This window comes from Pseudoruegeria sp. SHC-113, from assembly GCF_025376885.1.
Lineage (GTDB): Bacteria > Pseudomonadota > Alphaproteobacteria > Rhodobacterales > Rhodobacteraceae > Pseudoruegeria.
The window spans coordinates 382,056-402,862 of sequence record NZ_JAHUBR010000001.1 but is presented as its reverse complement, the minus strand read 5'-3'; the positions used below and the strand labels follow the sequence as shown (position 1 = coordinate 402,862).

The 20,807-nt window shown below is 65.0% G+C and carries 24 protein-coding genes; 8 read left to right on the top strand and 16 right to left on the bottom strand.

Annotated features, from left to right (window positions below):
• Positions 1–99: 99 nt before the first annotated feature.
• Positions 100–996, bottom strand: coding sequence for a DMT family transporter (locus KVX96_RS01940; protein WP_261192505.1), 897 nt, complete (start codon positions 994–996; stop codon positions 100–102).
• 187 nt (positions 997–1,183) lie between these two features.
• Between KVX96_RS01940 and KVX96_RS01935 the strand changes: the two genes are divergently transcribed.
• Positions 1,184–1,525, top strand: a complete 342-nt coding sequence (locus tag KVX96_RS01935) for an ArsR/SmtB family transcription factor (RefSeq protein ID WP_261192503.1) — start codon at positions 1,184–1,186, stop codon at positions 1,523–1,525.
• Between the two features lie 76 nt (positions 1,526–1,601).
• Here KVX96_RS01935 and KVX96_RS01930 read toward each other — a convergent pair whose 3' ends face one another.
• Positions 1,602–2,234 carry an NUDIX hydrolase gene (locus KVX96_RS01930; RefSeq protein ID WP_261192501.1) on the bottom strand — a complete coding sequence of 211 codons (633 nt, stop codon included), beginning with the start codon at positions 2,232–2,234 and terminating at the stop codon, positions 1,602–1,604.
• A 104-nt stretch (positions 2,235–2,338) separates the two neighbouring features.
• Here KVX96_RS01930 and KVX96_RS01925 point away from each other — a divergent pair, with 104 nt between their 5' ends.
• A complete protein-coding gene (locus tag KVX96_RS01925; protein WP_261192497.1) occupies positions 2,339–2,731 on the top strand; it encodes an META domain-containing protein in 393 nt (130 codons plus the stop codon).
• Here KVX96_RS01925 and recO read toward each other — a convergent pair.
• From recO to folK, 12 genes are all read right to left on the bottom strand, one after another.
• Positions 2,710–3,444, bottom strand: a complete 735-nt coding sequence (gene recO, locus KVX96_RS01920) for a DNA repair protein RecO (protein WP_261192496.1) — start codon at positions 3,442–3,444, stop codon at positions 2,710–2,712. The two genes, KVX96_RS01925 and recO, sit on opposite strands and share 22 nt — an antisense overlap.
• A gap of 63 nt (positions 3,445–3,507) precedes the next feature.
• Positions 3,508–3,840 carry a DUF1491 family protein gene (locus tag KVX96_RS01915; protein ID WP_261192493.1) on the bottom strand — a complete coding sequence of 111 codons (333 nt, stop codon included), beginning with the start codon at positions 3,838–3,840 and terminating at the stop codon, positions 3,508–3,510.
• Positions 3,837–4,748 (bottom strand): GTPase Era, encoded by a 912-nt coding sequence (gene era / locus KVX96_RS01910; RefSeq protein WP_261192492.1) that lies wholly within the window; start codon positions 4,746–4,748, stop codon positions 3,837–3,839. Before era ends, KVX96_RS01915 begins: the two co-directional genes overlap by 4 nt.
• Entirely contained in the window at positions 4,741–5,430 is a 690-nt protein-coding gene (gene rnc, locus KVX96_RS01905; protein WP_261192490.1) for a ribonuclease III, read from the bottom strand. Before rnc ends, era begins: the two co-directional genes overlap by 8 nt.
• Positions 5,427–6,209, bottom strand: coding sequence for a signal peptidase I (gene lepB, locus KVX96_RS01900; protein ID WP_261192487.1), 783 nt, complete (start codon positions 6,207–6,209; stop codon positions 5,427–5,429). Before lepB ends, rnc begins: the two co-directional genes overlap by 4 nt.
• Positions 6,210–6,389: 180 nt before the next feature.
• The gene (acpS, locus tag KVX96_RS01895; RefSeq protein WP_261192485.1) at positions 6,390–6,794 is read right to left on the bottom strand and encodes a holo-ACP synthase; all 405 of its coding nucleotides are present in this window, start codon (positions 6,792–6,794) and stop codon (positions 6,390–6,392) included.
• Positions 6,791–7,222, bottom strand: coding sequence for an ABZJ_00895 family protein (locus KVX96_RS01890; protein WP_261192484.1), 432 nt, complete (start codon positions 7,220–7,222; stop codon positions 6,791–6,793). The genes acpS and KVX96_RS01890 overlap by 4 nt, the downstream gene beginning before the upstream one ends.
• The gene (locus tag KVX96_RS01885) at positions 7,219–7,974 is read right to left on the bottom strand and encodes a pyridoxine 5'-phosphate synthase (RefSeq protein ID WP_261192482.1); all 756 of its coding nucleotides are present in this window, start codon (positions 7,972–7,974) and stop codon (positions 7,219–7,221) included. The genes KVX96_RS01890 and KVX96_RS01885 overlap by 4 nt, the downstream gene beginning before the upstream one ends.
• A 34-nt stretch (positions 7,975–8,008) precedes the next feature.
• Positions 8,009–8,620, bottom strand: coding sequence for a DUF2062 domain-containing protein (locus tag KVX96_RS01880; RefSeq protein WP_314733127.1), 612 nt, complete (start codon positions 8,618–8,620; stop codon positions 8,009–8,011).
• A 92-nt stretch (positions 8,621–8,712) separates the two neighbouring features.
• Positions 8,713–10,839 (bottom strand): RelA/SpoT family protein, encoded by a 2,127-nt coding sequence (locus KVX96_RS01875; protein ID WP_261192479.1) that lies wholly within the window; start codon positions 10,837–10,839, stop codon positions 8,713–8,715.
• Between the two features lie 45 nt (positions 10,840–10,884).
• A complete protein-coding gene (gene rpoZ, locus KVX96_RS01870; protein WP_261192476.1) occupies positions 10,885–11,238 on the bottom strand; it encodes a DNA-directed RNA polymerase subunit omega in 354 nt (117 codons plus the stop codon).
• Between the two features lie 140 nt (positions 11,239–11,378).
• Complete coding sequence (gene folK, locus KVX96_RS01865; protein ID WP_261192473.1) at positions 11,379–11,924, bottom strand: 2-amino-4-hydroxy-6-hydroxymethyldihydropteridine diphosphokinase; 546 nt, start codon at positions 11,922–11,924, stop codon at positions 11,379–11,381.
• Positions 11,925–12,075: 151 nt separating this feature from the next.
• On the opposite strand from folK, the gene KVX96_RS01860 reads away from it, so the two are divergent.
• A complete protein-coding gene (locus KVX96_RS01860; protein WP_261192472.1) occupies positions 12,076–12,654 on the top strand; it encodes an NYN domain-containing protein in 579 nt (192 codons plus the stop codon).
• A 69-nt stretch (positions 12,655–12,723) separates the two neighbouring features.
• On the opposite strand, the gene KVX96_RS01855 is transcribed toward KVX96_RS01860, so the two are convergent.
• Positions 12,724–13,614 carry a LysR family transcriptional regulator gene (locus KVX96_RS01855; protein ID WP_261192468.1) on the bottom strand — a complete coding sequence of 297 codons (891 nt, stop codon included), beginning with the start codon at positions 13,612–13,614 and terminating at the stop codon, positions 12,724–12,726.
• A gap of 94 nt (positions 13,615–13,708) precedes the next feature.
• On the opposite strand from KVX96_RS01855, the gene KVX96_RS01850 reads away from it, so the two are divergent.
• The 3 genes from KVX96_RS01850 (at position 13,709) to KVX96_RS01840 (ending at position 16,707) form a co-directional block, all read left to right on the top strand.
• Positions 13,709–14,731, top strand: coding sequence for an NAD(P)-dependent alcohol dehydrogenase (locus KVX96_RS01850; RefSeq protein ID WP_261192467.1), 1,023 nt, complete (start codon positions 13,709–13,711; stop codon positions 14,729–14,731).
• A gap of 146 nt (positions 14,732–14,877) precedes the next feature.
• A complete protein-coding gene (locus KVX96_RS01845; RefSeq protein ID WP_261192465.1) occupies positions 14,878–15,411 on the top strand; it encodes a hypothetical protein in 534 nt (177 codons plus the stop codon).
• An 81-nt stretch (positions 15,412–15,492) separates the two neighbouring features.
• Positions 15,493–16,707: an NAD(P)/FAD-dependent oxidoreductase gene (locus tag KVX96_RS01840; protein WP_261192463.1), complete on the top strand. Its 1,215-nt coding sequence runs from the start codon at positions 15,493–15,495 to the stop codon at positions 16,705–16,707.
• A gap of 101 nt (positions 16,708–16,808) precedes the next feature.
• Here the strand turns inward: KVX96_RS01840 and KVX96_RS01835 are convergent, their stop codons facing one another.
• Positions 16,809–17,720 (bottom strand): rhodanese-related sulfurtransferase, encoded by a 912-nt coding sequence (locus KVX96_RS01835; protein WP_261192462.1) that lies wholly within the window; start codon positions 17,718–17,720, stop codon positions 16,809–16,811.
• Between the two features lie 127 nt (positions 17,721–17,847).
• Here KVX96_RS01835 and pncA point away from each other — a divergent pair, with 127 nt between their 5' ends.
• Positions 17,848–18,456, top strand: a complete 609-nt coding sequence (pncA, locus tag KVX96_RS01830) for a bifunctional nicotinamidase/pyrazinamidase (RefSeq protein ID WP_261192461.1) — start codon at positions 17,848–17,850, stop codon at positions 18,454–18,456.
• Between the two features lie 81 nt (positions 18,457–18,537).
• Positions 18,538–20,766 carry a PAS domain-containing hybrid sensor histidine kinase/response regulator gene (locus KVX96_RS01825; RefSeq protein WP_261192456.1) on the top strand — a complete coding sequence of 743 codons (2,229 nt, stop codon included), beginning with the start codon at positions 18,538–18,540 and terminating at the stop codon, positions 20,764–20,766.
• Positions 20,767–20,807 lie beyond the last annotated feature (41 nt).

Sequence of the window (20,807 nt, the reverse complement as noted above, 5' to 3'; positions counted from 1 at the left end):
GTTGGCTTACTACTTAAGTATCTGTTTTAAAATCACATTCCAAAGGCGCGACACCCCGGCGCAGGGCGGAAATCGCGCATTTCCACCTGAAAACGATATTCAACCTTCTGGTTGAGGTTTGAAAATGCGCCTCGGCAGGCGGCCGTCGATGAAGATCAGGCCCGAGAAGATCACCGCCATGCCCGCGATCTGCGCCGGGCCAATGGGCTCTGCCAGGATCAGCACGCCGAGCAGCACGGCAGAGACGGGCGTGAGGAAGGTGATCGTGCTGGCCGTCGTGCCCCCGATGATCGGGATCAGCCAGAACAGCAGGATGAAGGCACCGGAGGTCAGCGCAAAACCGATGACGAAGAGCGCGGCCCATGTACCGGCGCGCTCGATATGGGGGGGGCCCTCCAGCCCCAGCGCGACGGAGGCAAGCATCGCCGTGCCGATCAGCAGCGACCAGGCTGTGAGGAGCGTGCGGTTCATCCCGTCAAAGGCGCGCATGAGGTTGAGCGCGATGCCGTAGCAGAAGGGCGCGATCATGGTGGCCAGCAGCGCCCAGGGATCAGACGGCCCCTGCCCCCGGAACGCTGGCGACACCAGTACGACGATGCCGGCCAAACCAAGGCCGACGCCGATAGATTTGAGCCACGTCGCCCGCTCGCCGCCGGGCCAGACATGGCTCACGGCCACGGCCATGACGGGCGTGGTGGCATTGACGATCCCGGCGGCGGAAGAGGTGATGTATTGCTGGGTGATCGGGAAGACGGCGAGCGGGATCGCGTATTGGATCGCGGCAAAGAGCACGAGCACGCCGACGCTGCGCAGTGGAATTGCCAGCGGCGCGCGGCGTGCGAAGAGCCAGAGCCAGCAGCCCAAGGCCCCGATGCCGACGCGCCCCAGTGCCACGGTGAGCGGGCCAAGCTCGCGCAGCAGGATTTCATTGAAGAAAAAAGACGACCCCCACCCCATGCCGAGCAGGAAAATCAGCCCCCAGTAGCGCAGTTGCATTCCAATGTCCTTTCGCCTGCCCGGCTGGCTTAAGCGTTCAGCCGCCATGAGGCCAATTGCAATTTCTGATGGCCCACATCACTGCCGGGTGTGGCAGGCGGAAAGGGGCCGTCCAATCCGGGTCTTGCGCCTTTGCCGTTCGCCTGCACGGCTTGACCGGCGCGCGGCGCGCAGCTACGGCAAAGAGGTGAGCAAATCTGTGCCCCTTGATACCGTCTTCGCGGCCCTGGCCGACCCCACCCGGCGGGAGATCCTCTCCATGCTGCTGGAGGATGATATGGCGGTGACGGATGTGGCCGAGCCCTTCGAGATGTCGCTCGCGGCGATCTCCAAGCACCTAAACGTGCTCACGAACGCCGGGCTGATCAGCCAGGAGAAATTCGGCCGGGTGAAATGGTGCAAGCTGGAGCCCGACGCGCTGCGGGATGCCTCGATCTGGATGCAGAGCTTCGGGCAGTTCGAGGCGGTGAACCTTGATGCCTTCGAGCGGTTCTTGGAGCGCGAAATCCCCGAGGCCGACGAGGGCTGAAGGGGCGGATGGGGGCTCTGCCCCCGGCCCTTGCGGGCCTCCCCCGAGAAATTTTTAAGAACAAAGTGGGGGGCCTTTAGGGGGCTGTGCGGTCGAACTCCACGGGCAGGCCCGGTGTGGCCGCTTGGCGGAAAGCTTCCATGATGTCGCTTTCATGCACGCGCAGGGGAGAGAGGGGCGGCAGGGCGTCGGGGGCGAAGAAGGCGGCTTCGGTGGTTTCCTGCGCGGGACGCGGGGTGACCTGGCCGTCTTCGTCGCAGAGGAAGTAGATCTTGTAGAAATCCTTCGGATCCGGCGGGAAGGGGCCCTTGGCGCGGTGGCGGATCAGATAGAGGTGGCGCGCGCGTGCTGTGAGCCCGGCCTCCTCTTGGATCTCTTTCTCGACGTTCTCGGCCGCTGAGAGGCCGATGTCGCAATAGCCGCCGGGCAGGGCCCAGAGGCCATCCATCGCTTCGCGTACCAGCAGGATGCGACCGTCCCGGATCACCGCGCCGCGCACCTCGACATGGGGTGTGGCGTAGCCGTGGGCGGGTTTGGGCAGGCCAGGGATCGGCACCGGGGCTTTGGTGAAGAGATCGGCGAGCATGGCCGAGGCGAGCGCATCGATTTCCTCGTAGCGCTCGCGGTCAAAGCCGTCGCGCGTGAAGTGCTGGCCAGTGGCGGCAAGCGCCTGCAGGCGTTTCAGGCGGGTGAGCCATAGGGTTTCCAAGGCGAGCCTCCGTTTGCCGAAGCTTTGGCATCCGCGCCGCCCGTCCGGCAAGGCTTCCCTCCAAAGGGCTGGCATGCGGGCGACAGCTGTGGCAGGCATGCTGCATGATGCGCGCTGTATTCCTTCTGGGCCTCGGCCTTACCGCCTGCCAGCCAGACGAGACGATCTCGGGCTATGCGGGCACCGAGACGACGTGGCGGCTTGTCGAGGCGGCAGGGCAACCAATCGGGCCGCGCATCACGCTGCGGTTTCCCGAAGAGGGCCAGATCGCGGGCGAAGCACCCTGCAACAGCTATGGCGGCGCGCAGACCGTGCCTTACCCGTGGTTCGCGGTGCAGGATCTTGTTTCCACCCGCGCGGCCTGCCCGGATCTGGAGCTGGAAGGCACCTATTTCGCCATGCTCATGAGCGTGAGCCTTGCGGAAGTGGCGGGCGACACGCTGATCCTGTCCAATGAGGCCGGCCTGCAGCTGGTTTACCGCGCCGAGGCCGACTGACGCGCGAGCAGGTCCAGAAGCCGCCGGCGGGCCGGTGGCAGCGGTTTCCCGGCCAGTCCTTCCGCGATGCGGCTCGTGAGGAAAAAACCCGAGAGCGCAAAGCCTTGCGCGATTTCGCCCGCCTCCGGCGGCCGCCCTTCTGCTAGAAAAGCCGGGAGCGGCAGGAGCCTGTCGGCCCAGTCCCCGGCGCCTTCCGCACTGACGGCGCGGCCTGTCTTGGGGGAGACGTAGATCAGGCCGGTTTGCGCCCCCGTCACCGCGCAGGCATCAAGGGAAAGCGGAAAGCCTAAGGCGCGCAGAAGGGCCAATTCCCACTGCAGATAGGCATAGGGCCAGAGATCGCTCTCGCCGAGCAGATCGAGCACCGTCTGCGTCTGGGCATAAAGGCGCGGGTGCGGCTCGCGCTCGGGCAAGGCAAAAGCCAGCATCGCGCAGAGCGCGTTCAGCCCGGCCAACGGGGCCCGCTCTGATAGCAATCCGGCCCGGCTCCTACGCGGCTCCACCGTGAAAGCACCGATGTGATCTTCAAGCCGCGCGCGCCACGTCAGATCGAGCTGCGCCCCCGGTTGCAGCACCGGGGCGATCTTGCGGCTCGCGCCGCCGCGCACGACGCCCGCGTGGCGGCCGTGGCTTTCGGTAAACACTTCGATGATCGCGGCGCTTTCGCCGTGCCGCCGCACGGCAATCAACACGCCCTCTTCGCGCCATTCCATGGGGTCAGCCTAGCGCAAGCCCTTTCTTCTTGGGACAAATATCCCCGCCGGAGGCAAGAAAGTTTAGCCCGCCAGCCCCTCTTCTTCCAGAAGGTGCCGCCCCGCCCTGTCCTCAACCTCGATCACCCAGAGGTCCGGGTCAAAGCGGCGTTGGCGGGAAATAGCGGCATCCACTTCCGCCTCAGCCCCTTCGGCGAGCACCACCCAGGCGCGTTCGCCCGTCATCAGATCGAAGCTGCGCTGGAAGGCCCGCGCCGCGCCGTCCAGCGTGTTGAGCTTCACCAGCACCGCCCCGGCCGTCAGATCGCCCTTGGCGGTGACGAAGGCGGGGATGTCGCGCAGCCGAAGCCGCGCGAGATAGGCGGAGACCCAGAACTCCGCCGTCAGCCGGCTCATGCGTTGCCGTCTTTGAAATCAAGCCCCATCTCGGAGTAGCGCTCTTTCTCTTCAAGCCAGTTCGGGCGCACTTTCACCTGCAGGAACAGATGCACCGGGCGATCCAGGAAGGCTTCCAGTTCCGCGCGCGCGGCCGTGGAGACGCCCTTGATCGTCTCGCCCTTCTTGCCGAGCACGATGCCCTTGTGACCGTCGCGCATGACGTAGATCACCTGATCGATGCGGGCGGAGCCGTCCTTGCGCTCTTCCCAGTTCTCGGTTTCCACGGTGAGCTGGTAGGGCAGTTCCTGATGCAGGCGCAGGGTGAGCTTTTCGCGGGTCATCTCGGCGGCGATCATGCGCATGGGCAGATCGGCGATCTGATCCTCGGGGTAGAGCCACGGCCCGGCGGGCACTTCCTGCGCCAGCCATTTGCGCAGATGCTCCACGCCATGGCCCTTCTCGGCGGAGATCATGAAGGTCTCCGCGAAAGGATAGGCCTCGTTCAGATCCTTGGTGAGCTTGAGCAGCACCTCGGAGGCGACACGGTCGATCTTGTTGATCGCCAGCGCCACTTTCTGGCCGGTGCCGCGCTCTTTCAGACCGTCAAGAATCGCCTGCACGCCTTCGGTGATGCCACGGTGGGCTTCCACCATCATCACCACCACATCAGCATCGGCTGCACCCGTCCAGGCGGCGGCGACCATCGCGCGATCAAGCCGGCGGCGCGGGCGGAACAGGCCGGGCGTGTCGACGAAAACAATCTGGCTCTGCCCTTCCATCGCCACACCGCGGATGCGGGCGCGGGTGGTCTGCACCTTATGGGTCACGATCGAGACCTTGGCCCCCACCATGCGGTTCAGCAGCGTGGATTTCCCCGCGTTGGGCTCCCCGATCAGGGCCACGAAACCGGCGCGTGTTTCACTCATCTTCACTCTCCATACGGGCCAGCAGCGCCTTGGCGGCGGCCTGTTCGGCCTGCCGTTTCGATCCGGCGGTGGCCATTTCACTTTCGCCGCTCTCCAGCGTCACCGAAATGGTGAAAACCGGGGCGTGATCCGGCCCCTCGCGCTTGAGCTGCGCGTAGCGCGGCGGTTGTTGCTTGCGGGCCTGCGCCCATTCCTGCAGCGAGGTTTTCGCATCGCGGCTGTCGGTTTCCACGGTGTGCACGCGTTTGCCCCAGAGCCGAAGCACCATTTCCTGCGCCGCTTCAAAACCCGCGTCCAGATAGACGGCGGCGATCACCGCTTCCATCCCGTCGCCCAGCAGTGCGGCCTTGCGCCGCCCGCCAGACATCATCTCGCTGCGCCCCAGTTTCAAGACCGCGCCCAGATCGACCTCACGTGCCACGTCGGCGCAGGTCTCCTTGCGCACCAGCGCGTTGAAGCGCGGCGCGAGCTGGCCTTCGGTGGCTTCCTTGTCAGCAGAAAACAGCGCGCCCGCCATCGTCAGGCCCAGCACGCGGTCGCCAAGGAACTCCAGCCGCTGGTTATCCGAACGGGTGGGCGAGGACATGGAGGAATGCGTAACGGCCCGCAGCAGAAGCTCGGGCCGTTTGAACCTGTGCCCGATCCGGGCCTCGAACGCTTTCAGGTCAGCGGAAAGTTTCACTCGATCCTCTTGAAGAAACGGTCGGAGCGCCACGTCCAGAAGAAGAACAGCGAACGCCCGGCGGAGGAGAACATCACCCGGTCGGCGCGGCCGATCAGGTTTTCATAGGGCACGAAGCCGACACCGCCGACGCTCTGCGGCACGCGGCTGTCGGTGGAGTTGTCACGGTTGTCGCCCATGAAGAAGTAGTGGCCTGCGGGCACGGTGATCACGCCGGTGGTGTCGGTCGCGGCGTTGGTGATGTTGAGAATGGAGTGCGAGACGCCGCCGGGCAGGGTCTCGACGAATTTGTCCTTCTCGCAATCCGCGCCGATGCCCACGGGCGTGGTACAACGGGGCATGTTGCCGATGGGGCCCTGCTTTTCGAAGATTTCGGTGAAGGTGCCATCAGGCGTCTGCACGGCTTCCTCGCCGTTGATGAACAGCACGCCGTTCTGCATCTGGATCTTGTCGCCGGGCAGGCCGATCAGGCGCTTGATGAAATCGGTGTTGTTCACCGGGTGGCGGAACACCACCACGTCGCCGCGCTCGGGCTCGCTGCCGAGGATCCGGCCCGGGATCGGGCACATGGAGAAGGGGCAGGAGTGCTGCGAGTAGCCATAGGCCATCTTGTTGACGAAGAGGAAATCGCCGATCAGCAGCGTATCCTTCATGGAGCCCGAAGGGATCCAGAAGGGCTGGAAGAAGAGCGTCCGGAAGACGCCTGCGATCAGAAGCGCGTAGACGACCGTTTTGACGGTCTCCATGATGCCTTCTTCTTTTTCTGCTTTCGCGGCCATGAAAGGGGATTCCTGCTCGGGTTTGGTTCGTGTTGTCTTGGCGTCAGTGCTGCGGGGTGTCAACCCGGACGGCGGGGCGTCTTGCGCTGAACGCCCGTCGCGCAAGCGGCGGGCACGCGGCTGCCCGCCCCAAGGCGGCCGCGTTTCGCGTCCGCCCGGGCAACCGCTCGCCGCGCATAATCACTCGGCCAAGGGCCGCGCCTCGATCACCACGAAGGCCTGCGCCCAGGGGTGATCGTCTGTCAGCGTCACATGGATGATCGCCTCATGGCCTTCCGGCGTCATTTCCTTCAGCCGCTCCGCCGCCCAGCCCGTGACATGCATCACCGGCTGACCCGTGCGCAGGTTGGTGACGCTCATGTCCTTCCAGGCTATGCCCATGCTCAGGCCGGTCCCCAGCGCCTTGGAACAGGCTTCCTTGGCGGCCCAGCGCTTGGCATAGGTTCCGGCCGTATCGCGCCGGCGCTCGGCCTTGGCTTGTTCCAGATCGGTGAAAACGCGATTGCGGAAGCGATCGCCGAAACGCTCCAAGGTGGCCTCGATCCGCTCGATATTGGCCAGATCGGTGCCGATGCCGAGGATCATTTGCCCGCCTTCTGCGCCAGCTTCTTCGTTTCCGTCTTGTGCCCGAGCGACAGGAAGGAGGCGTTGATCACGAAGGCCACCACGAGGATGAAGCCCGTCAGGCCAAAGCGCGCCATCCCTGCGCCGGGCAGCGCGAAGGCCTCCCCGAAGGAGAGCCGCAGGACCAGGAAGAAACAGGCCGCGATCAAGGCGTAAACGGCAGTGCAGATCCCGGCGGCGCGCAGCAGGGCGGGCATCTCCGGTGCGGCCAACCCAGCGCGCGCCGCAATCTGCCCTTCGCGCGCGGCGGCCAGCATGAGCGGCAGCAGGATCGTCGCCGCGGGCGGGATGCCGAACCCGACATATTGCAACGCGAGCGCGTTCAGGATGGCCATGACGAAAACAATGGCGATGACGGTGCCGCCGTAGCGGATCAGGTTTGGTTTCATGCGCGCGCCTCATCCATCAGGCGGCGCATTTCGGCGATGGCCGGGGTGAGGCCGCGGAAGATCGACTCGCCGATCAGGAAATGGCCGATGTTGAGCTCCATAACTTCCGGGAAAGCCGCAACCGGCTGCACGGTGTCATAGGTCAGCCCGTGGCCCGCATGCACCTCCAGCCCGAGCGAATGGGCGAAGGCCGACATTTCGCGCAGAGCGTCCAGCTCGCGGTCGCGCGCGGCGAAATCGCCCTCGGCATGGGCATCGCAATAAGCACCGGTGTGCAGTTCGATCACGGCGGCGCCGATCCGGTGCGCCGCCTCGATCTGGCGCTTGTCGGCGGCGATGAAGATCGACACCCGGCAGCCCGCATCGCGCAGCGGCGCAATGAAATGGGCCAGCCGGTTTTCTTCCCGCGCGACTTCGAGCCCGCCCTCCGTGGTGCGCTCTTCGCGCTTTTCCGGCACGATGCAGACGGCATGGGGCTTGTGGCGCAGGGCGATGGCCTGCATTTCTTCCGTGGCCGCCATCTCGAAGTTCAGCGGCACGGTGAGCACCTCCATCAGGCCTTCGATGTCGGCATCCGAAATGTGGCGGCGATCTTCGCGCAGGTGGGCGGTGATGCCATCGGCCCCGGCTTCTTGCGCGATTTGCGCGGCGCGCAGCGGATCGGGATAGGCCCCGCCGCGCGCGTTGCGCACGGTGGCCACGTGATCGATGTTGACGCCGAGGCGCAGCTTGCCGAGGGGCGCTTGTGTCATGGTGGTGGTGTCTCCTGTCGTCCCGGCCCGCAACCTAGCGGCTCTGGGCAGGTTCGTCAGCCGCCTTCGCGGCCTTGGCGCGCAGCTGCGCGAGTTTCTTCTTCAGCTTGCCCTTGCGCCGCTTCTGGTAAGCGGCGATCACCGGCACGCTCATGTAATAGGCCACGAGCCCGGTGATGATGCCGGGGATCAGCCCGCCCACCAGATAGGGCAGGTAGACATCGTGGTAAAACTGGCTGAGCTGCGACCAATCGGCCGTGCGGTCCGAGAAGATGGCGAGGAAGTTGTCCTTCACATCCGCGCCCGCGCCCTTGAAGTTCTGATAGAGCGTCTTGCTCTCTTCCGCGCTATAGGCCTCGCCCAGCAGGAAGTGGCCCGTCTTCATCGAGACAACGGCGATGATCGGGAAGGTCACCGGGTTGCCGAAGAAGGTGGCCAGAAGCGAGGCCACGATATTGCCGCGCAGGATCATGGCGATGAAGGCGGCGATGAAGAAATGGACCCCGAAGAGCGGCGTGAAGCAGACGAATACCCCGGCAAAGATCCCGCGCGCGATCTTTTCCGGCGTGTCGGGCAGACGGCGCAGACGGTGCTTGAGGTAGCTGAAGCCCCGGCCCCAGCCGCGCCGCGGATAGACGAAGTCCATCACGGCCTGATGCGGGGGGCGTCTGTCTCGGCGTTTGAAAACCAACGGGGCGTATCCTTGCCGGGGTCAGGGCGTTGCGGGGCGTGTTCGGATCAGGGTTTGCCGTCACCGGAGACATCGCGCAAGCGTTCAATGCTGGCCACATCGCTTTCGGCATCCAGCGCGGTGATGATGGCGTGCAGATGTTCCGCATCGCGCACATCCGCGTCGATCAGCAGGCGGTAGAAATCCGGTTTGCGGTCCTTGAAGTGCATGTCCGAGATATTGGCCTTCTGCTCGCCGATCAATGTGCAGATTCGTCCCAGGACGCCGGCATCGTTGGACAGGGTGATGTTGAGCGTCACCGCGTGCACCGCCTTGTGCTTGCCCGAGTGCCAGTGCAGATCGATCCAGCGCTCCGGCTGATCCTCGTATTCGCCAAGCCGCGGGCAATCGATGGCGTGCACCACCACGCCTTTGCCGCGGAAGGTGATCCCAACGATGCGCTCGCCGGGCACCGGTTGGCAGCAGGGCGCGCGGTGGACGCTCTGATCCTCCGACAGGCCAACAACGGCACGGGCTTCGTCGATTTCGCCGCCTTCGACAGGGGCCAGATCCGGGTAAAGCGTCTCCACCACGTCGCGCGCCTTCAGCTCGGCGCTTCCGAGGCGGGCCAGCAGCTCGTTCGTGTCCTTCAGGCGGAGGTTGGCGGCAGCGGTGCGCAGAGCTTTGTCGGTGACCTTCTTGCCGATGTGCTCGAAGGCCACGCGGGCCAGTTCGCGGCCCAGCTTTATGAAGCGCTCGCGATCCTCTTCGCGCAGGGATTTGCGGATCGCGGCCTTGGCGCGTCCGGTTGTCACGATGTCGAGCCAAGTGCCCTGCGGGCGCTGGCCTTCCGCGGTGATGATCTCCACCGACTGGCCGTTCTTCAGCCGCGTCCAGAGCGGCACGCGCATGTGATCGATCTTCGCGCCCACGCAGCTGTCGCCGATCCGCGTGTGGATCGCATAGGCGAAATCCAGCGGAGTGGCCCCGCGCGGCAGTTTCACAACCTCGCCCTTGGGGGTGAAGCAGAAGACCTGATCGGAATACATCTCGAGCTTCACATGCTCGAGGAATTCATCGTTGTCTTCGGCGGTGTCAAACCGCTCCGTCAGCCCGGCGACCCATTTCGCCGGATCCACGGCAAAGGGGTTCTCGCCGCGCACACCGTCGCGGTAGGCCCAGTGGGCCGCCACGCCGGACTCGGCGACTTCATGCATCTGCCGGGTGCGGATCTGCACCTCGACGCGCTTGCCATCCCGGCCCGAAACCGTGGTGTGGATCGAGCGGTAGCCGTTGGATTTCGGCTGGCTGATGTAATCCTTGAAGCGCCCCGGCACCGCGCGCCAGCGCTGGTGGATCGCGCCCAGCACCCGGTAGCAATCGGCCTCGGACTTGGTGATCACGCGGAAGCCATAAATGTCGGACAGGCGCGAGAAACCGATGTGCTTCGTCTCCATCTTGCGCCAGATCGAATAGGGCTTCTTGGCGCGGCCAAACACATCGGCCTCGATGCCCTCGGCGTCCAACTCCTTGCGTATGTCGCGGGTGATCTTGTGGATCACGTCGCCGGTTTCGCGCTGCAGGGTGATAAAGCGGCGGATGATCGAATTGCGCGCTTCCGGGTTGAGCACGCGGAAGGCCAGATCCTCCAGTTCCTCGCGCATCCAGTGCATCCCCATGCGGCCCGCGAGCGGGGCGAAGATGTCCATGGTTTCGCGGGCCTTCTGGGCCTGCTTCTCCGGGTTCATCGCCTTGATCGTGCGCATGTTGTGCAGGCGGTCGGCGAGCTTCACGAGGATCACACGCAGATCCTTGCTCATCGCCATGAAGAGCTTGCGGAAGTTCTCGGCCTGTTTGGAACCGGTGGAAGAAAGCTGCAGGTTCGTCAGCTTGGTGACGCCGTCCACCAGCTCCGCCACCTCGACGCCGAACATCTCGGCCACCTCGCTATAGGTGGATTTGGTGTCTTCGATAGTGTCGTGCAGCAGGGCGGTGATGATGGTCGCATCGTCCAGCCGTTGCTCTGTCAGGATGGCGGCAACGGCGACGGGATGGGTGAAATAAGGCTCACCCGACCGGCGGAACTGCCCCTCATGCATCTGCATGCCATAGGCATAGGCCCGCCGGATCTTTTCCGCATCGGTATCGGGATTGTAGTTGCGGACCAGCGCGATCAGGTCTTCGACTGCGATCATCTCCGGTCCGCGCCCTTCACGGGTTGTGAGGCCTTAAAGCCGGCCTCAGCGCTGCCCCTGCGCTTCCATCAGCGCGCGCAGCAATTTCTCTTCGCTCATGTCGTCCTGCGCCGGCTTGTCTTGCTCGGCTCCCATGAGGAGCGCCATCGCATCATCTTCCGGTTCGTCGACCTCGATCTGGGTCTGGTTGGACTCGATCAGGCGCTCGCGCAGATCCTGAGCTGATTGGGTCTCGTCGGCGATCTCACGCAGGGAGACAACGGGGTTCTTGTCGTTGTCGCGATCCACGGTGATGGCCGCCCCGGCAGAGATTTCGCGGGCGCGATGCGCGGCGAGCATGACGAGCTCGAAGCGGTTCGGAACCTTGTCTACGCAATCTTCTACGGTAACGCGGGCCATGACGACTCCATTTTCCTGCAGGGTATATCGAAGCGCCTTATCTATGCCCTTGTCTGGGTATTGACAAGCGCAAAACCGGGGCAAACACCGGGGTTTTTCCAAGAAAACCCAAGGTATTTCCGCGCGCGGCGGGCTGCGCCTCAGGATTCGGGCAGGGCCACGACCCCGGCGCAATCGGCGGGATCGAGGGATTCGCGCATTTCGCGCACGGTGTGGCCCAGCACCGGGTGGCGCCAGTCCGGCGCAATATCGGCAAGCGGGATCAGCACGAAGGCCCGCTCCTGCAGGCGCGGGTGCGGCAGGACAAGATCGTCCGGCGCGCGCAGGCGTTGCTCCTGCAGCGGCAGGTTGCGCCAGCGATCCTGCGTGGCGAGATCGGGCAGCACCAGATCGCCATATGCCAATAGATCCAGATCCAACGTGCGCTGTCCCCACCGCTCCACCCGCTCGCGCCCGAAGGCGGCCTCGATCCCGTGCAGCGCATCGAGCAGCGCGCGGGGTTTGAGTGCAGTGGCCAGCGCCACGGCGGCGTTTACGTAATCCGGCCCCGCACCGGCAGGAAAACAAGGGGTCTCGTAAAACCGGCTCCGCGCTCGAATCGTTCCCGCCTGCGCTTCAAGCCTTTCGGTGGCCTGAATGAGCGTCTGAAGGGGCGTGCCGATGGATGACGTCACGTTACCGCCCATGGCGATCAGGGCAATTGTTTCGGTTTTGTGACTGTTCGAGGGTTGAGACACTTGAGGGAATGCCCTATTTTTAAGCTGGTTTCGCGATCACTTATTTTTAACCAATCACTCACAACCGATCGCGGCAACCATAGTTGGAAGGTTTAGATAGATGTTCTACCGAGACGAACGGCTTGCGCTGTTCATCGATGGTTCGAACTTGTATGCCGCAGCCAAAGCGCTTGGGTTCGACATCGATTACAAGCTCCTTCGCCAGGAATTCATGCGTCGGGGCAAACTCCTGCGGGCTTTTTACTATACGGCCCTGCTGGAAAATGACGACTATTCGCCGATCCGCCCGCTAGTGGACTGGCTCAACTACAACGGCTTCACCATGGTGACCAAGCCGGCCAAGGAGTACACGGACTCTCAGGGCCGCCGCAAGGTCAAGGGGAACATGGACATCGAGCTGACCGTAGACGCCATGGAACTCGCACCGCATGTGGATCACATCGTGCTGTTCTCTGGGGATGGCGATTTCCGGCCGCTCGTGGAAAGCCTGCAACGCCAGGGCGTGCGGGTATCTGTCGTGTCCACGATCCGCTCGCAGCCGCCGATGATCGCCGATGAGCTACGCCGCCAGGCCGACAACTTCATCGAGCTCGACGAGCTGCGCGAAGTGATCGGCCGCCCGCCGCGCGAACCGCGCGAGGAGCCTGCCTCCGCCCAGATGGCGGACGAGCGCGACTAAGCGCCCCATGAAAAAAAACATCGAAGGCCGAAGCCCCGCGCTTCGGCCTTTTTTGTTGGGGTAGCGCCGTCAGGCGATCGGGAAGTGGGCCGCGAGGAAATCGAAGGCCAGCCGCACGCGCCGGTTGGTTTTCACCTCCCGATGGGCCACGAGCCAGACAGGGAATCGCAGGCGCTCATCCGAAGGCAGCACGCGCTCCAGCAAAGGATCGGCATCGCCCTGCAGGCAGGGGAAGATCCCAACCCCCATGCCAGCCCGCGCCAGCTCCCATTGCACGAGATGGCTGTTGCTCACTGCCACGAAATGGCGATCCTCCACCGGGTAGCCGAGCCTATTGAGCCCGCTCACCATCAGCGCATTGTCGGCAAAGCCGATCAGGCCCATGGCCAGCAGATCCTCGGGCGTCTGTGGGCGCCCCTTGGCCTCCAGCAGGGATGTCGCCGCATAGAAACCACCGGTGCTTTCGCCCAGCTTGCGCGCGATCAGGTCGGGCTGCGTGGGTTCGGCATTGCGGATCGCGATGTCGGCCTCCCGCCGGCGCAGATCGCGCACCTCGTTGGCGGCGAGGATCTCCAGATGGATGCCCGGGTGCTGAGCGCGGAACGCCACTGCGAGCTCCGGCAGAATATGGGCCGAGAAAAACTCGCTCGCCGTGATGCAGAGATCGCCCTCCAGCGATTGCGATTGCCCCGAGGCCGTGAGCGAGAGCTGCGCCGCCGCCTCCCCCATAAGGCGCACATGCTCCACCAGATCGCGGCCCGCCGCCGTCAGGCTCAACCGCGTGCCCGTTCGCTCAAACAGCGCCACGCCCAGCTCTTCCTCCAGCGCCGCCACCTGACGACCCAGCGTCGGCTGAGTCATCCGCAAGGCCCGCGCCGCAGCGGAGAGCGAGCCCTCCTCCGCGGTCACCAGAAAGGCCCGCGCGCGGTTCCAGTCGAAGCTGACAGATCTCCAATCCATGCAATTACGCATAACGAATATGGAGATTCCGTCAATTCTGCCGTGCGCCTCTTCGATTTATTTATCGGGCAGCAACAAAGTTGGAGTGGATTTGGTGAAAGCGATTGTACAGCACCGCTACGGCGGCCCCGAAGTTCTTGCCCTGAAAGAGGTGCGCCTGCCCGAGATCGGCGAGGATGAGATCCTCGTGAAAGTGCACGCCAGTTCCGCGACCACGGCGGATTGGCGGATCCGGGCCAGCGCCTTTCCCAAGGCGCTCTGGCTGCCCGGGCGGTTGATGATGGGGCTCGTTCGCCCCCGTAACCCGATCCCCGGTGGCGAGTTCGCGGGCCGTGTCGTGGAAGTCGGCGCGAAGGTCACACGGTTTCAGCCCGGCGAGGCGGTGTTTGGCTTCTCCGGCCATGGCGCAAACGCGGAGTATCTCGCCATGTCTGAAAGCGCCTGTGTCGCCCCCTGCCCGCCCAGCCTGAGCTTCACCGAAGCCGCCGCCCTGCCCTTCGGTGGGCTGGCCGCGCTGGTGTTCCTGCGGGATGTCGCCGCGCTCAAGCCGGGCCAACGTGTGCTGGTGGTCGGGGCGACAGGCGGTGTGGGCAGCTATGCGGTGCAGATCGCCAAGGCGCTTGGCGCGGATGTCACCGCCATCTGCTCGGCCGATAACGCCTGGCTCGCCCGCGATCTGGGCGCGGAGCAGGTGCTTGATTATCGCACCGAAAACCCGGCGCAACTGGGCCAGCGCTTCGATCTGGTTTTCGATACCGTCGGTGCGATGGACATGGCCGCCGCGCGCGCTGTGCTGAAGCGTGACGGGCTGTTCCTGCCGCTGAATTTCTCGCTTCGCGAGATGCTACAGGCCTTTCGCGCCCGGCTTTTTGGCGGCCCCCGGTTGCAGCTAGCGGTAAACCCCGACCGCGCCGAGGATCTCGAAGCGCTGAGCGAGCTTGTCTGGGAGGGCCGCCTGCGGCCGGTGATCGACAGAATGTACCCGCTCAGCGAGGTGGCCGAAGCCCATGCCTATGTGGAAGGGCGGCACCGGAAGGGTGCCGTAATCCTGACGGTGGCGGGCCCGGATGCAAAATCCAGCCCCCCGCCGCGCGGCTTCCCCCTCTTTGCCGCCTGAGCCAGTAGGCGGGTTGTGACCCGCCGGAAAATGCAGAGAATTTTAGCGAACCTGCGCCCATCCTTGCCCGACGGTTAACCAGACTCACACTTCCGGGCGGCAAGTTGGGGCCGCGCAGCAGCGCCCTGACCGATGGAAGGAGGCACGTGATTCTCAAGCCCCTCGCCATATTTGGCCGGCTCCTCAGCCTTGCCACCGCGCTTCTCTGCGCGGTGGTCACGCTCTGGCATGCCCCCGCAGCAGCTGCCCAGGGCGCGGCGGACGGGGACATCGTGCAGATCATGCTCTGCTTCGAGGATCAGGCGGACCCGCAGGCCTGCTCGCAGCAGTTTATCAGCCTGTGCCTCGATCAGTCCAAGGGCACGAGCGAGCAGCCCGGGATGCAACGTGCCTGCCTGTTGCGGCTCACCGAAGCCTGGATCGGCATTCACGAGGGGCTCCTGCGCCGAACGGCCACCACGTATACGGGAGAGCATCGCGCCCGCCTGCAGCGCTACGTGGCGGATTGGGCAAAATACGATGAAAGCGCCTGCGCCTTCACCGCAATGGAGTTCGCCCCCGCCAACCGCGAGATGGAGGAGATCTATTGCAGGCTGCAAAGGGTGCTCAAACGGGCCGAATTCCTGATCGCTGCTTACGACTCCGCGCAGGTCCGCGATCCACGGCTGCCGTTGAAGTAGCGGCACGGGCGCGCTAGCCTGAGGGGAGAAACCCTTTATCGCGGGGGCATGCCCCTGCAGCTATGAATTGTTGCCCACCCAATGCCCCGCTCCCTGCCCAATGCCCGGCCCAAACCCCTGCCTGAGGCGCTGCCCGATTGCGACGTGCTGATCGTCGGCGGCGGCCCCGCCGGGCTCTCCGTCGCCTCGGCACTGCCGCCACAGGTGCGCAGCGTGATCGTCCATCAGGACAAGGAGATCGGCCTGCCCGTGCGCACCAGCGGCGTCAGCTGGCTCGCGGATGTGCAGGCGCTTGGCCTGCCGGAAGCCTGCTACCACCCGATCTACCGGACAGACATCTACTCCGACCACGAAACCGCCCATTTCGAGATCACCTCCCACACCGTCGTGGCGCTGGATGTCACCGCCACCTACCGCCACCTGGCCAGCCTGTCCGAGGACCATGAGCGCCGCCTGCTCCTGAACACCAAATATCGCGGCAGCCGCCACGAGGGCGGCCAGATCGTCTCGCGCCTGCGCACGCCTGAAGGCGAGAAAACCCTCCGCGCGCGCTACCTGGTGGATGCCTCCGGCTGGCATTGCGCCGCACTGCAATCGCTCGGCCTCGCCCAGCCGCCCCGGCGCCGCGCCGTGGGAATCGAGTATGAATACCCCCTGCAAGACATGGATCCGCACCGCGTGGTGCTCTTCTTCGGCCGTCACGCGCTCTCGGCCTACGGTTGGGCCCTGCCAACGGGCGCAGGCACCGTCCGGCTCGGCATCGGCATCATCCAGCCCGACAGCACTGCCAGCCCGAAAGAGCTGATGGAAGGCTTCCTCGCCAGCGGCGAGCTGGAGCGCATGGGCCTGCCGCGCCCCGGAGACGGCATGCATGTGAACGCCGGGATCCTGCCTTCCGCGCCCTATGAGCGTCAGCTCGTCTACGGCAACGTCATCCGCGTCGGCGACAGCGCCAATATGGCCACACCGACGCTGGGTGAAGGCATCCGCACTGCCATCGCCTCGGGCCGCGAGCTCGGCACCGCGCTTGGCGCAGCCGTTGCCGGAAATGAAACCGCCCTCGCCCGCTACGAACGCGACAGCGCAAAACGCTACGAACGAAATTACCAGTTCGGCTTCCTCACCAACAGCCGCGCCGCCGCCTATGGCCCCGACGATTGGGACCGCGCCGTGCGCCGCATCCGCCGCCTCGACGAAGCCAGCCTCGCCGCCGCCTTCCGCAGCGAGTTCACCTGGCCGATGATCGCGCGCACTATGGCTAAGTCCGCCTGGTCCAAACTCCGCGGCCGCAGCTAAAACGTTTCGGATTTAGCCTCCGCGCCCCTCTTCATCTTGGCAAAAATATCCCGGGGGAGGTCCCGCCAGGGGCCGGGGGCAGCGCCCCCATGGCGCAGCGCTCAGCCCGCCTCGGGGCCCACGTGATACCGCCCCCGCGCCGCCGCCAAAGCGATCTGCTTCTGCCGCTCGCGAAACCGTGCGCGGTCCTCATCAGAGCGCTCGTCGATGCAATGCCGGCAGGAGACCCCGGCCTCGTAATCCGGCCGCGTCATATCTGCGGGCGTGATCGGGCGGCGGCAGGCATGGCACAACTCATGTGGCCCTTCCGCAAGCCCATGCCCCACCGACACGCGCCCGTCGAAAACGAAACACTCCCCCTGCCAGAGGCTGTCTTCCTGCGGCACCTCCTCAAGGTATTTCAGAATGCCACCTTTCAGGTGAAACACATCCTCCACCCCCTGCCCGAGCAGGTAGTTGGTGGATTTCTCACAGCGGATGCCGCCAGTGCAGAACATCGCCACGCGCTTGTTGTGGAAGCGCTCCTTGTTTGCCTCCCACCAGGCGGGAAACTCGCCGAAGGTCTTGGTTTCCGGATCCACCGCACCCTCGAAGGTGCCGATGGCCACCTCGTAATCGTTGCGCGTGTCGATCACCACCACGTCTTCCGCCGAAATCAGCGCGTTCCAGTCCTGCGGCGCCACGTAGTGGCCCACGGCGGCCAGCGGATCCACGTCCGGCTGGCCCATGGTGACGATCTCTTTCTTCAGACGCACCTTCATGCGGATGAAGGGCATCTCCTCGGCAAGGCTTTCCTTGTGCTCCAGCACGGCGCAGCCCGGCAGGGCGCGCACATGGGCCAGAAGCGCGTCGATCCCTGCCCGCGGGCCGGCGACGGTGCCGTTGATGCCCTCCTGCGCCAGCAGAAGCGTGCCCTTGATGCCCTGCTGATCGCAGAGCGCCTGCAGCGGCGCGCGTAAGGCGGCCGGGTCGGGGAAACGGGTGAAGTGATAGAGCGCGGCAACGGTAAACATAGGCGCGCATCTAGGCAAAACCGCCCGTCCGCACAAGGCCCAAGCCGCCGCACGCCTCTAGCGCCGTTGACGGCAGGCGGGCCACCGCCTAGGCCTGACCAAGCGCAACCAGAAAGGAGAGCCCGCGATGGCCAAGGACACAGACGCCCTGATCGTGATCGACGTGCAGGTGGATTTCTGCCCCGGCGGCGCGCTCGCCGTGGCCGGCGGCGATGAGATCGTGCCCGGCATCAACTCCCGGCTTGCCGATTTCCGCACCAAGGTTTTCACGCAGGACTGGCACCCGGCCGGGCATTCCTCCTTTGCCAGCAGCCATACGGGAAAAGCGCCTTTTGAGGCCATCGAGATGCCCTACGGCCCGCAGGTGCTCTGGCCGGATCACTGTGTGCAGGGCAGCCCCGGCGCCGCGTTTCACCCCGGTTTGCAAACCGATCCGGCGGATCTGATCCTGCGCAAAGGCTTCCGCGCCCCGATCGACAGCTACTCGGCCTTTTTTGAAAACGACCGCAGCACCCGCACCGGGCTCGAAGGCTACTTGCGCGAACGTGGGATCACATCCGTGACGCTCGTGGGCCTCGCCACAGATTTCTGCGTGCAGTACTCCGCTCTGGATGCGGCAAGGCTCGGCTTTGACGTGACGGTGGAACTAAGCCTCTGCCGCGCCATCGATCTGGACGGTTCACTGGCGGCAGCCAATGCATCCATGGCCGGTGCGGGTGTGCGCCTCGCGGAATAAGGGTGGGGCCATAGGAATTGTAGGCTTTTCTTAATCCCGTGCTGCCACTCTGACCCGACATTGATTAACGGGCATTCCGGAGTGGGCGAATCCAGATCAAAAACAGCCGCCGCACAGGAGGCCGCCGCGCAACTGGAGCGGTTCGAACGGCGCAACAGCGCCGAAGGCCTGATGCGCCGCTACGCCACCCGCAGGGCGCAGCAATTCCTGTCGCGCCAGATCCCCACGGCGCTTGGCGGTATGGCGCTTACCTTCCTCGTTTCGCCCTCAGTCGGCGCGCTGGCCGTGGCGCTGGCGTTGCTGGGGGAAGGGGTGGATTGCCTCTTTCTGATGCAAGTCCACCGGCTGCTGGCCAAAGGCTGGCCTTTCCCGCGCGTGCGCCGGCTTGTCACGCTCACGGCCTGCCTGCAGGCCACCACGCTCGTGCTTTGCGCTGCGCTCGCATGGTTTGGCGCTCCCGGCGGGCAGACGCAGTTCTTCACGGTCGCCTTCATGGTGGGCGCGGTGCTCAACGCCGGGCTCGTGCTGCCGCACTGCCCCCAGGCCTCTGCATCGCGGATCGCCATTATCCTGACAGCGGTGGCGGGCTTCTTCATCGCCGCCTGGGCATCAGGCGGGCCGGGGGACGGCACATTGCTGTTCAACACGCTGGCCGCCGCGCTTCTGTTCTACGTCTCTGGTGTCTTCCTTCACTATGTCAGCCAAGGCTATTTCGCCCGCACGGCAGACAAACGCGCCACACTGCTGGGCAAGGTTCAGTTGGCCGAGGCCGCCCGCGCGCTTGAAGAACAATCGCGCCACGCGCTGCGGCTGGCCCATGTGGCCGAGAAGGCCAATGACAGCGTGATCATCAGCGATCCGGAGGGGCGCATCGAATGGGTCAACGAAACCTTCACGCGGATCACCGGTTACAGCGCGGAAGATGCCATCGGCCGCACCCCGGGGGAGCTGCTGAACGCGCGCAGCACGGATCCTGAAACGCTGTCCGCCATCATCCGGGCCGCGCAGGAGAAAAAGCCGATCCGCACCGAGATCCGCAACAAGCGCAAGGACGGCACGCTGATCTGGATGGAAACCTCGATCTCCCCCCTGCTGGACGGCGAGGGCAACGTGCTGATGAGCATCGCCATCGAGCGCGACGTGACAGAGGCGCGCGAACACGCAGAGGAGCTCGCGCGCGCCAAACAGGCCGCCGAAGCCGCCAACCGGGCCAAGTCGGATTTCCTCGCCATGATGAGCCACGAGCTGCGCACGCCGATGAATGGGATCATCGGCATGGCCGACATGCTCCAGCGGACGGACCTTTCAGAGGAGCAGGCGGGATACACCCAGGCAATCCAGACATCTGGCGACGCCCTGCTCGAAATCATCTCGGACATTCTGGATTATACGCAGCTGGAAGCGGGGCAAGTGCGCATCACCCCGGCCGAGTTCGATCTGGCGGCCTGTGTCGCCGAAACCTGCCTGCTGCTGCAGCCCGCCGCCCGCCAGAAGGGGCTTGCCCTCGCCTGGGATGTGCCGCCGGGGGCGATCCATGTCACCGGCGATGCCGGGCGGATCCGCCAGATCCTTGTGAACTTGCTCTCAAACGCCGTGAAGTTTACCGAGGCAGGCTGCATTGCCGTCGCGCTTGAAGCTTTGCCCGATGGCTACAGCCGGATCACCGTGCGCGATACCGGCCCCGGATTGAGCGCCGGGCAGCTTCGGCGACTGTTCCAGCCCTTTCAGACGGCGTCCGCACCACAGCGCCGTACACAGGGCGGTGTGGGGCTTGGCCTGGCGATCTGCCGCACGCTGGCGCAGGCCATGGGCGGGGCGCTCTCGGCCACCTCTGAACCGGGGCAGGGCAGCACTTTTTCGTTGGATCTCCCCTTGCCCGCGGCGGCCTCCGATGGCCCCTCGCTGCCGCCCAAGCCCGCTTGCCCCGGCAACCTGCCAAGCGGGCTGCAAGTGCTCGTCGCGGAGGACAATCGCACCAATCGCCTGCTGATCCGCAAAATGCTGGAAAGCGGCGGGCTTGCGCCCGAGTTCGCCGAGAACGGGCGCGAGGCGATTGAGAAATGGCGGATCTCGCGCCCCGATCTGATCCTGATGGATCTGTCGATGCCCGAATGCACCGGTATCGAAGCCACCGAGGCCATCCGCGCCGAGGAGGCGGGCGGCACGCAGCCCGCCACGCCCATCGTCGCGCTCACCGCCAATGCCTTTGACTCCGATCGCGCCGCCTGCGAGGCCGCCGGGATGAACGGCTTCCTGACCAAGCCGATCAAGCGCGACACGCTCTTCACCGAAATCGCCCGCCACATCTAGCCCGCTCCTGCTGGCCGCCGCGAAAGCCAAACTTGCGTCCC

Excerpts from the sequence above, each read along its gene's own strand:
- KVX96_RS01940 (WP_261192505.1), bottom strand. The coding sequence starts at position 996 with ATGCAACTGCGCTACTGGGGGCTGATTTTCCTGCTCGGCATGGGGTGG.
- KVX96_RS01925 (WP_261192497.1), top strand. The coding sequence starts at position 2,339 with ATGATGCGCGCTGTATTCCTTCTGGGCCTCGGCCTTACCGCCTGCCAG.
- recO (WP_261192496.1), bottom strand. The coding sequence starts at position 3,444 with ATGGAATGGCGCGAAGAGGGCGTGTTGATTGCCGTGCGGCGGCACGGC.
- KVX96_RS01915 (WP_261192493.1), bottom strand. The coding sequence starts at position 3,840 with ATGAGCCGGCTGACGGCGGAGTTCTGGGTCTCCGCCTATCTCGCGCGG.
- era (WP_261192492.1), bottom strand. The coding sequence starts at position 4,748 with ATGAGTGAAACACGCGCCGGTTTCGTGGCCCTGATCGGGGAGCCCAAC.
- lepB (WP_261192487.1), bottom strand. The coding sequence starts at position 6,209 with ATGGCCGCGAAAGCAGAAAAAGAAGAAGGCATCATGGAGACCGTCAAA.
- acpS (WP_261192485.1), bottom strand. The coding sequence starts at position 6,794 with ATGATCCTCGGCATCGGCACCGATCTGGCCAATATCGAGCGGATCGAG.
- KVX96_RS01890 (WP_261192484.1), bottom strand. The coding sequence starts at position 7,222 with ATGAAACCAAACCTGATCCGCTACGGCGGCACCGTCATCGCCATTGTT.
- KVX96_RS01885 (WP_261192482.1), bottom strand. The coding sequence starts at position 7,974 with ATGACACAAGCGCCCCTCGGCAAGCTGCGCCTCGGCGTCAACATCGAT.
- KVX96_RS01880 (WP_314733127.1), bottom strand. The coding sequence starts at position 8,620 with ATGGACTTCGTCTATCCGCGGCGCGGCTGGGGCCGGGGCTTCAGCTAC.
- KVX96_RS01875 (WP_261192479.1), bottom strand. The coding sequence starts at position 10,839 with ATGATCGCAGTCGAAGACCTGATCGCGCTGGTCCGCAACTACAATCCC.
- rpoZ (WP_261192476.1), bottom strand. The coding sequence starts at position 11,238 with ATGGCCCGCGTTACCGTAGAAGATTGCGTAGACAAGGTTCCGAACCGC.
- folK (WP_261192473.1), bottom strand. The coding sequence starts at position 11,924 with ATGGGCGGTAACGTGACGTCATCCATCGGCACGCCCCTTCAGACGCTC.
- KVX96_RS01860 (WP_261192472.1), top strand. The coding sequence starts at position 12,076 with ATGTTCTACCGAGACGAACGGCTTGCGCTGTTCATCGATGGTTCGAAC.
- KVX96_RS01855 (WP_261192468.1), bottom strand. The coding sequence starts at position 13,614 with ATGGATTGGAGATCTGTCAGCTTCGACTGGAACCGCGCGCGGGCCTTT.
- KVX96_RS01840 (WP_261192463.1), top strand. The coding sequence starts at position 15,493 with ATGCCCCGCTCCCTGCCCAATGCCCGGCCCAAACCCCTGCCTGAGGCG.
- KVX96_RS01835 (WP_261192462.1), bottom strand. The coding sequence starts at position 17,720 with ATGTTTACCGTTGCCGCGCTCTATCACTTCACCCGTTTCCCCGACCCG.
- pncA (WP_261192461.1), top strand. The coding sequence starts at position 17,848 with ATGGCCAAGGACACAGACGCCCTGATCGTGATCGACGTGCAGGTGGAT.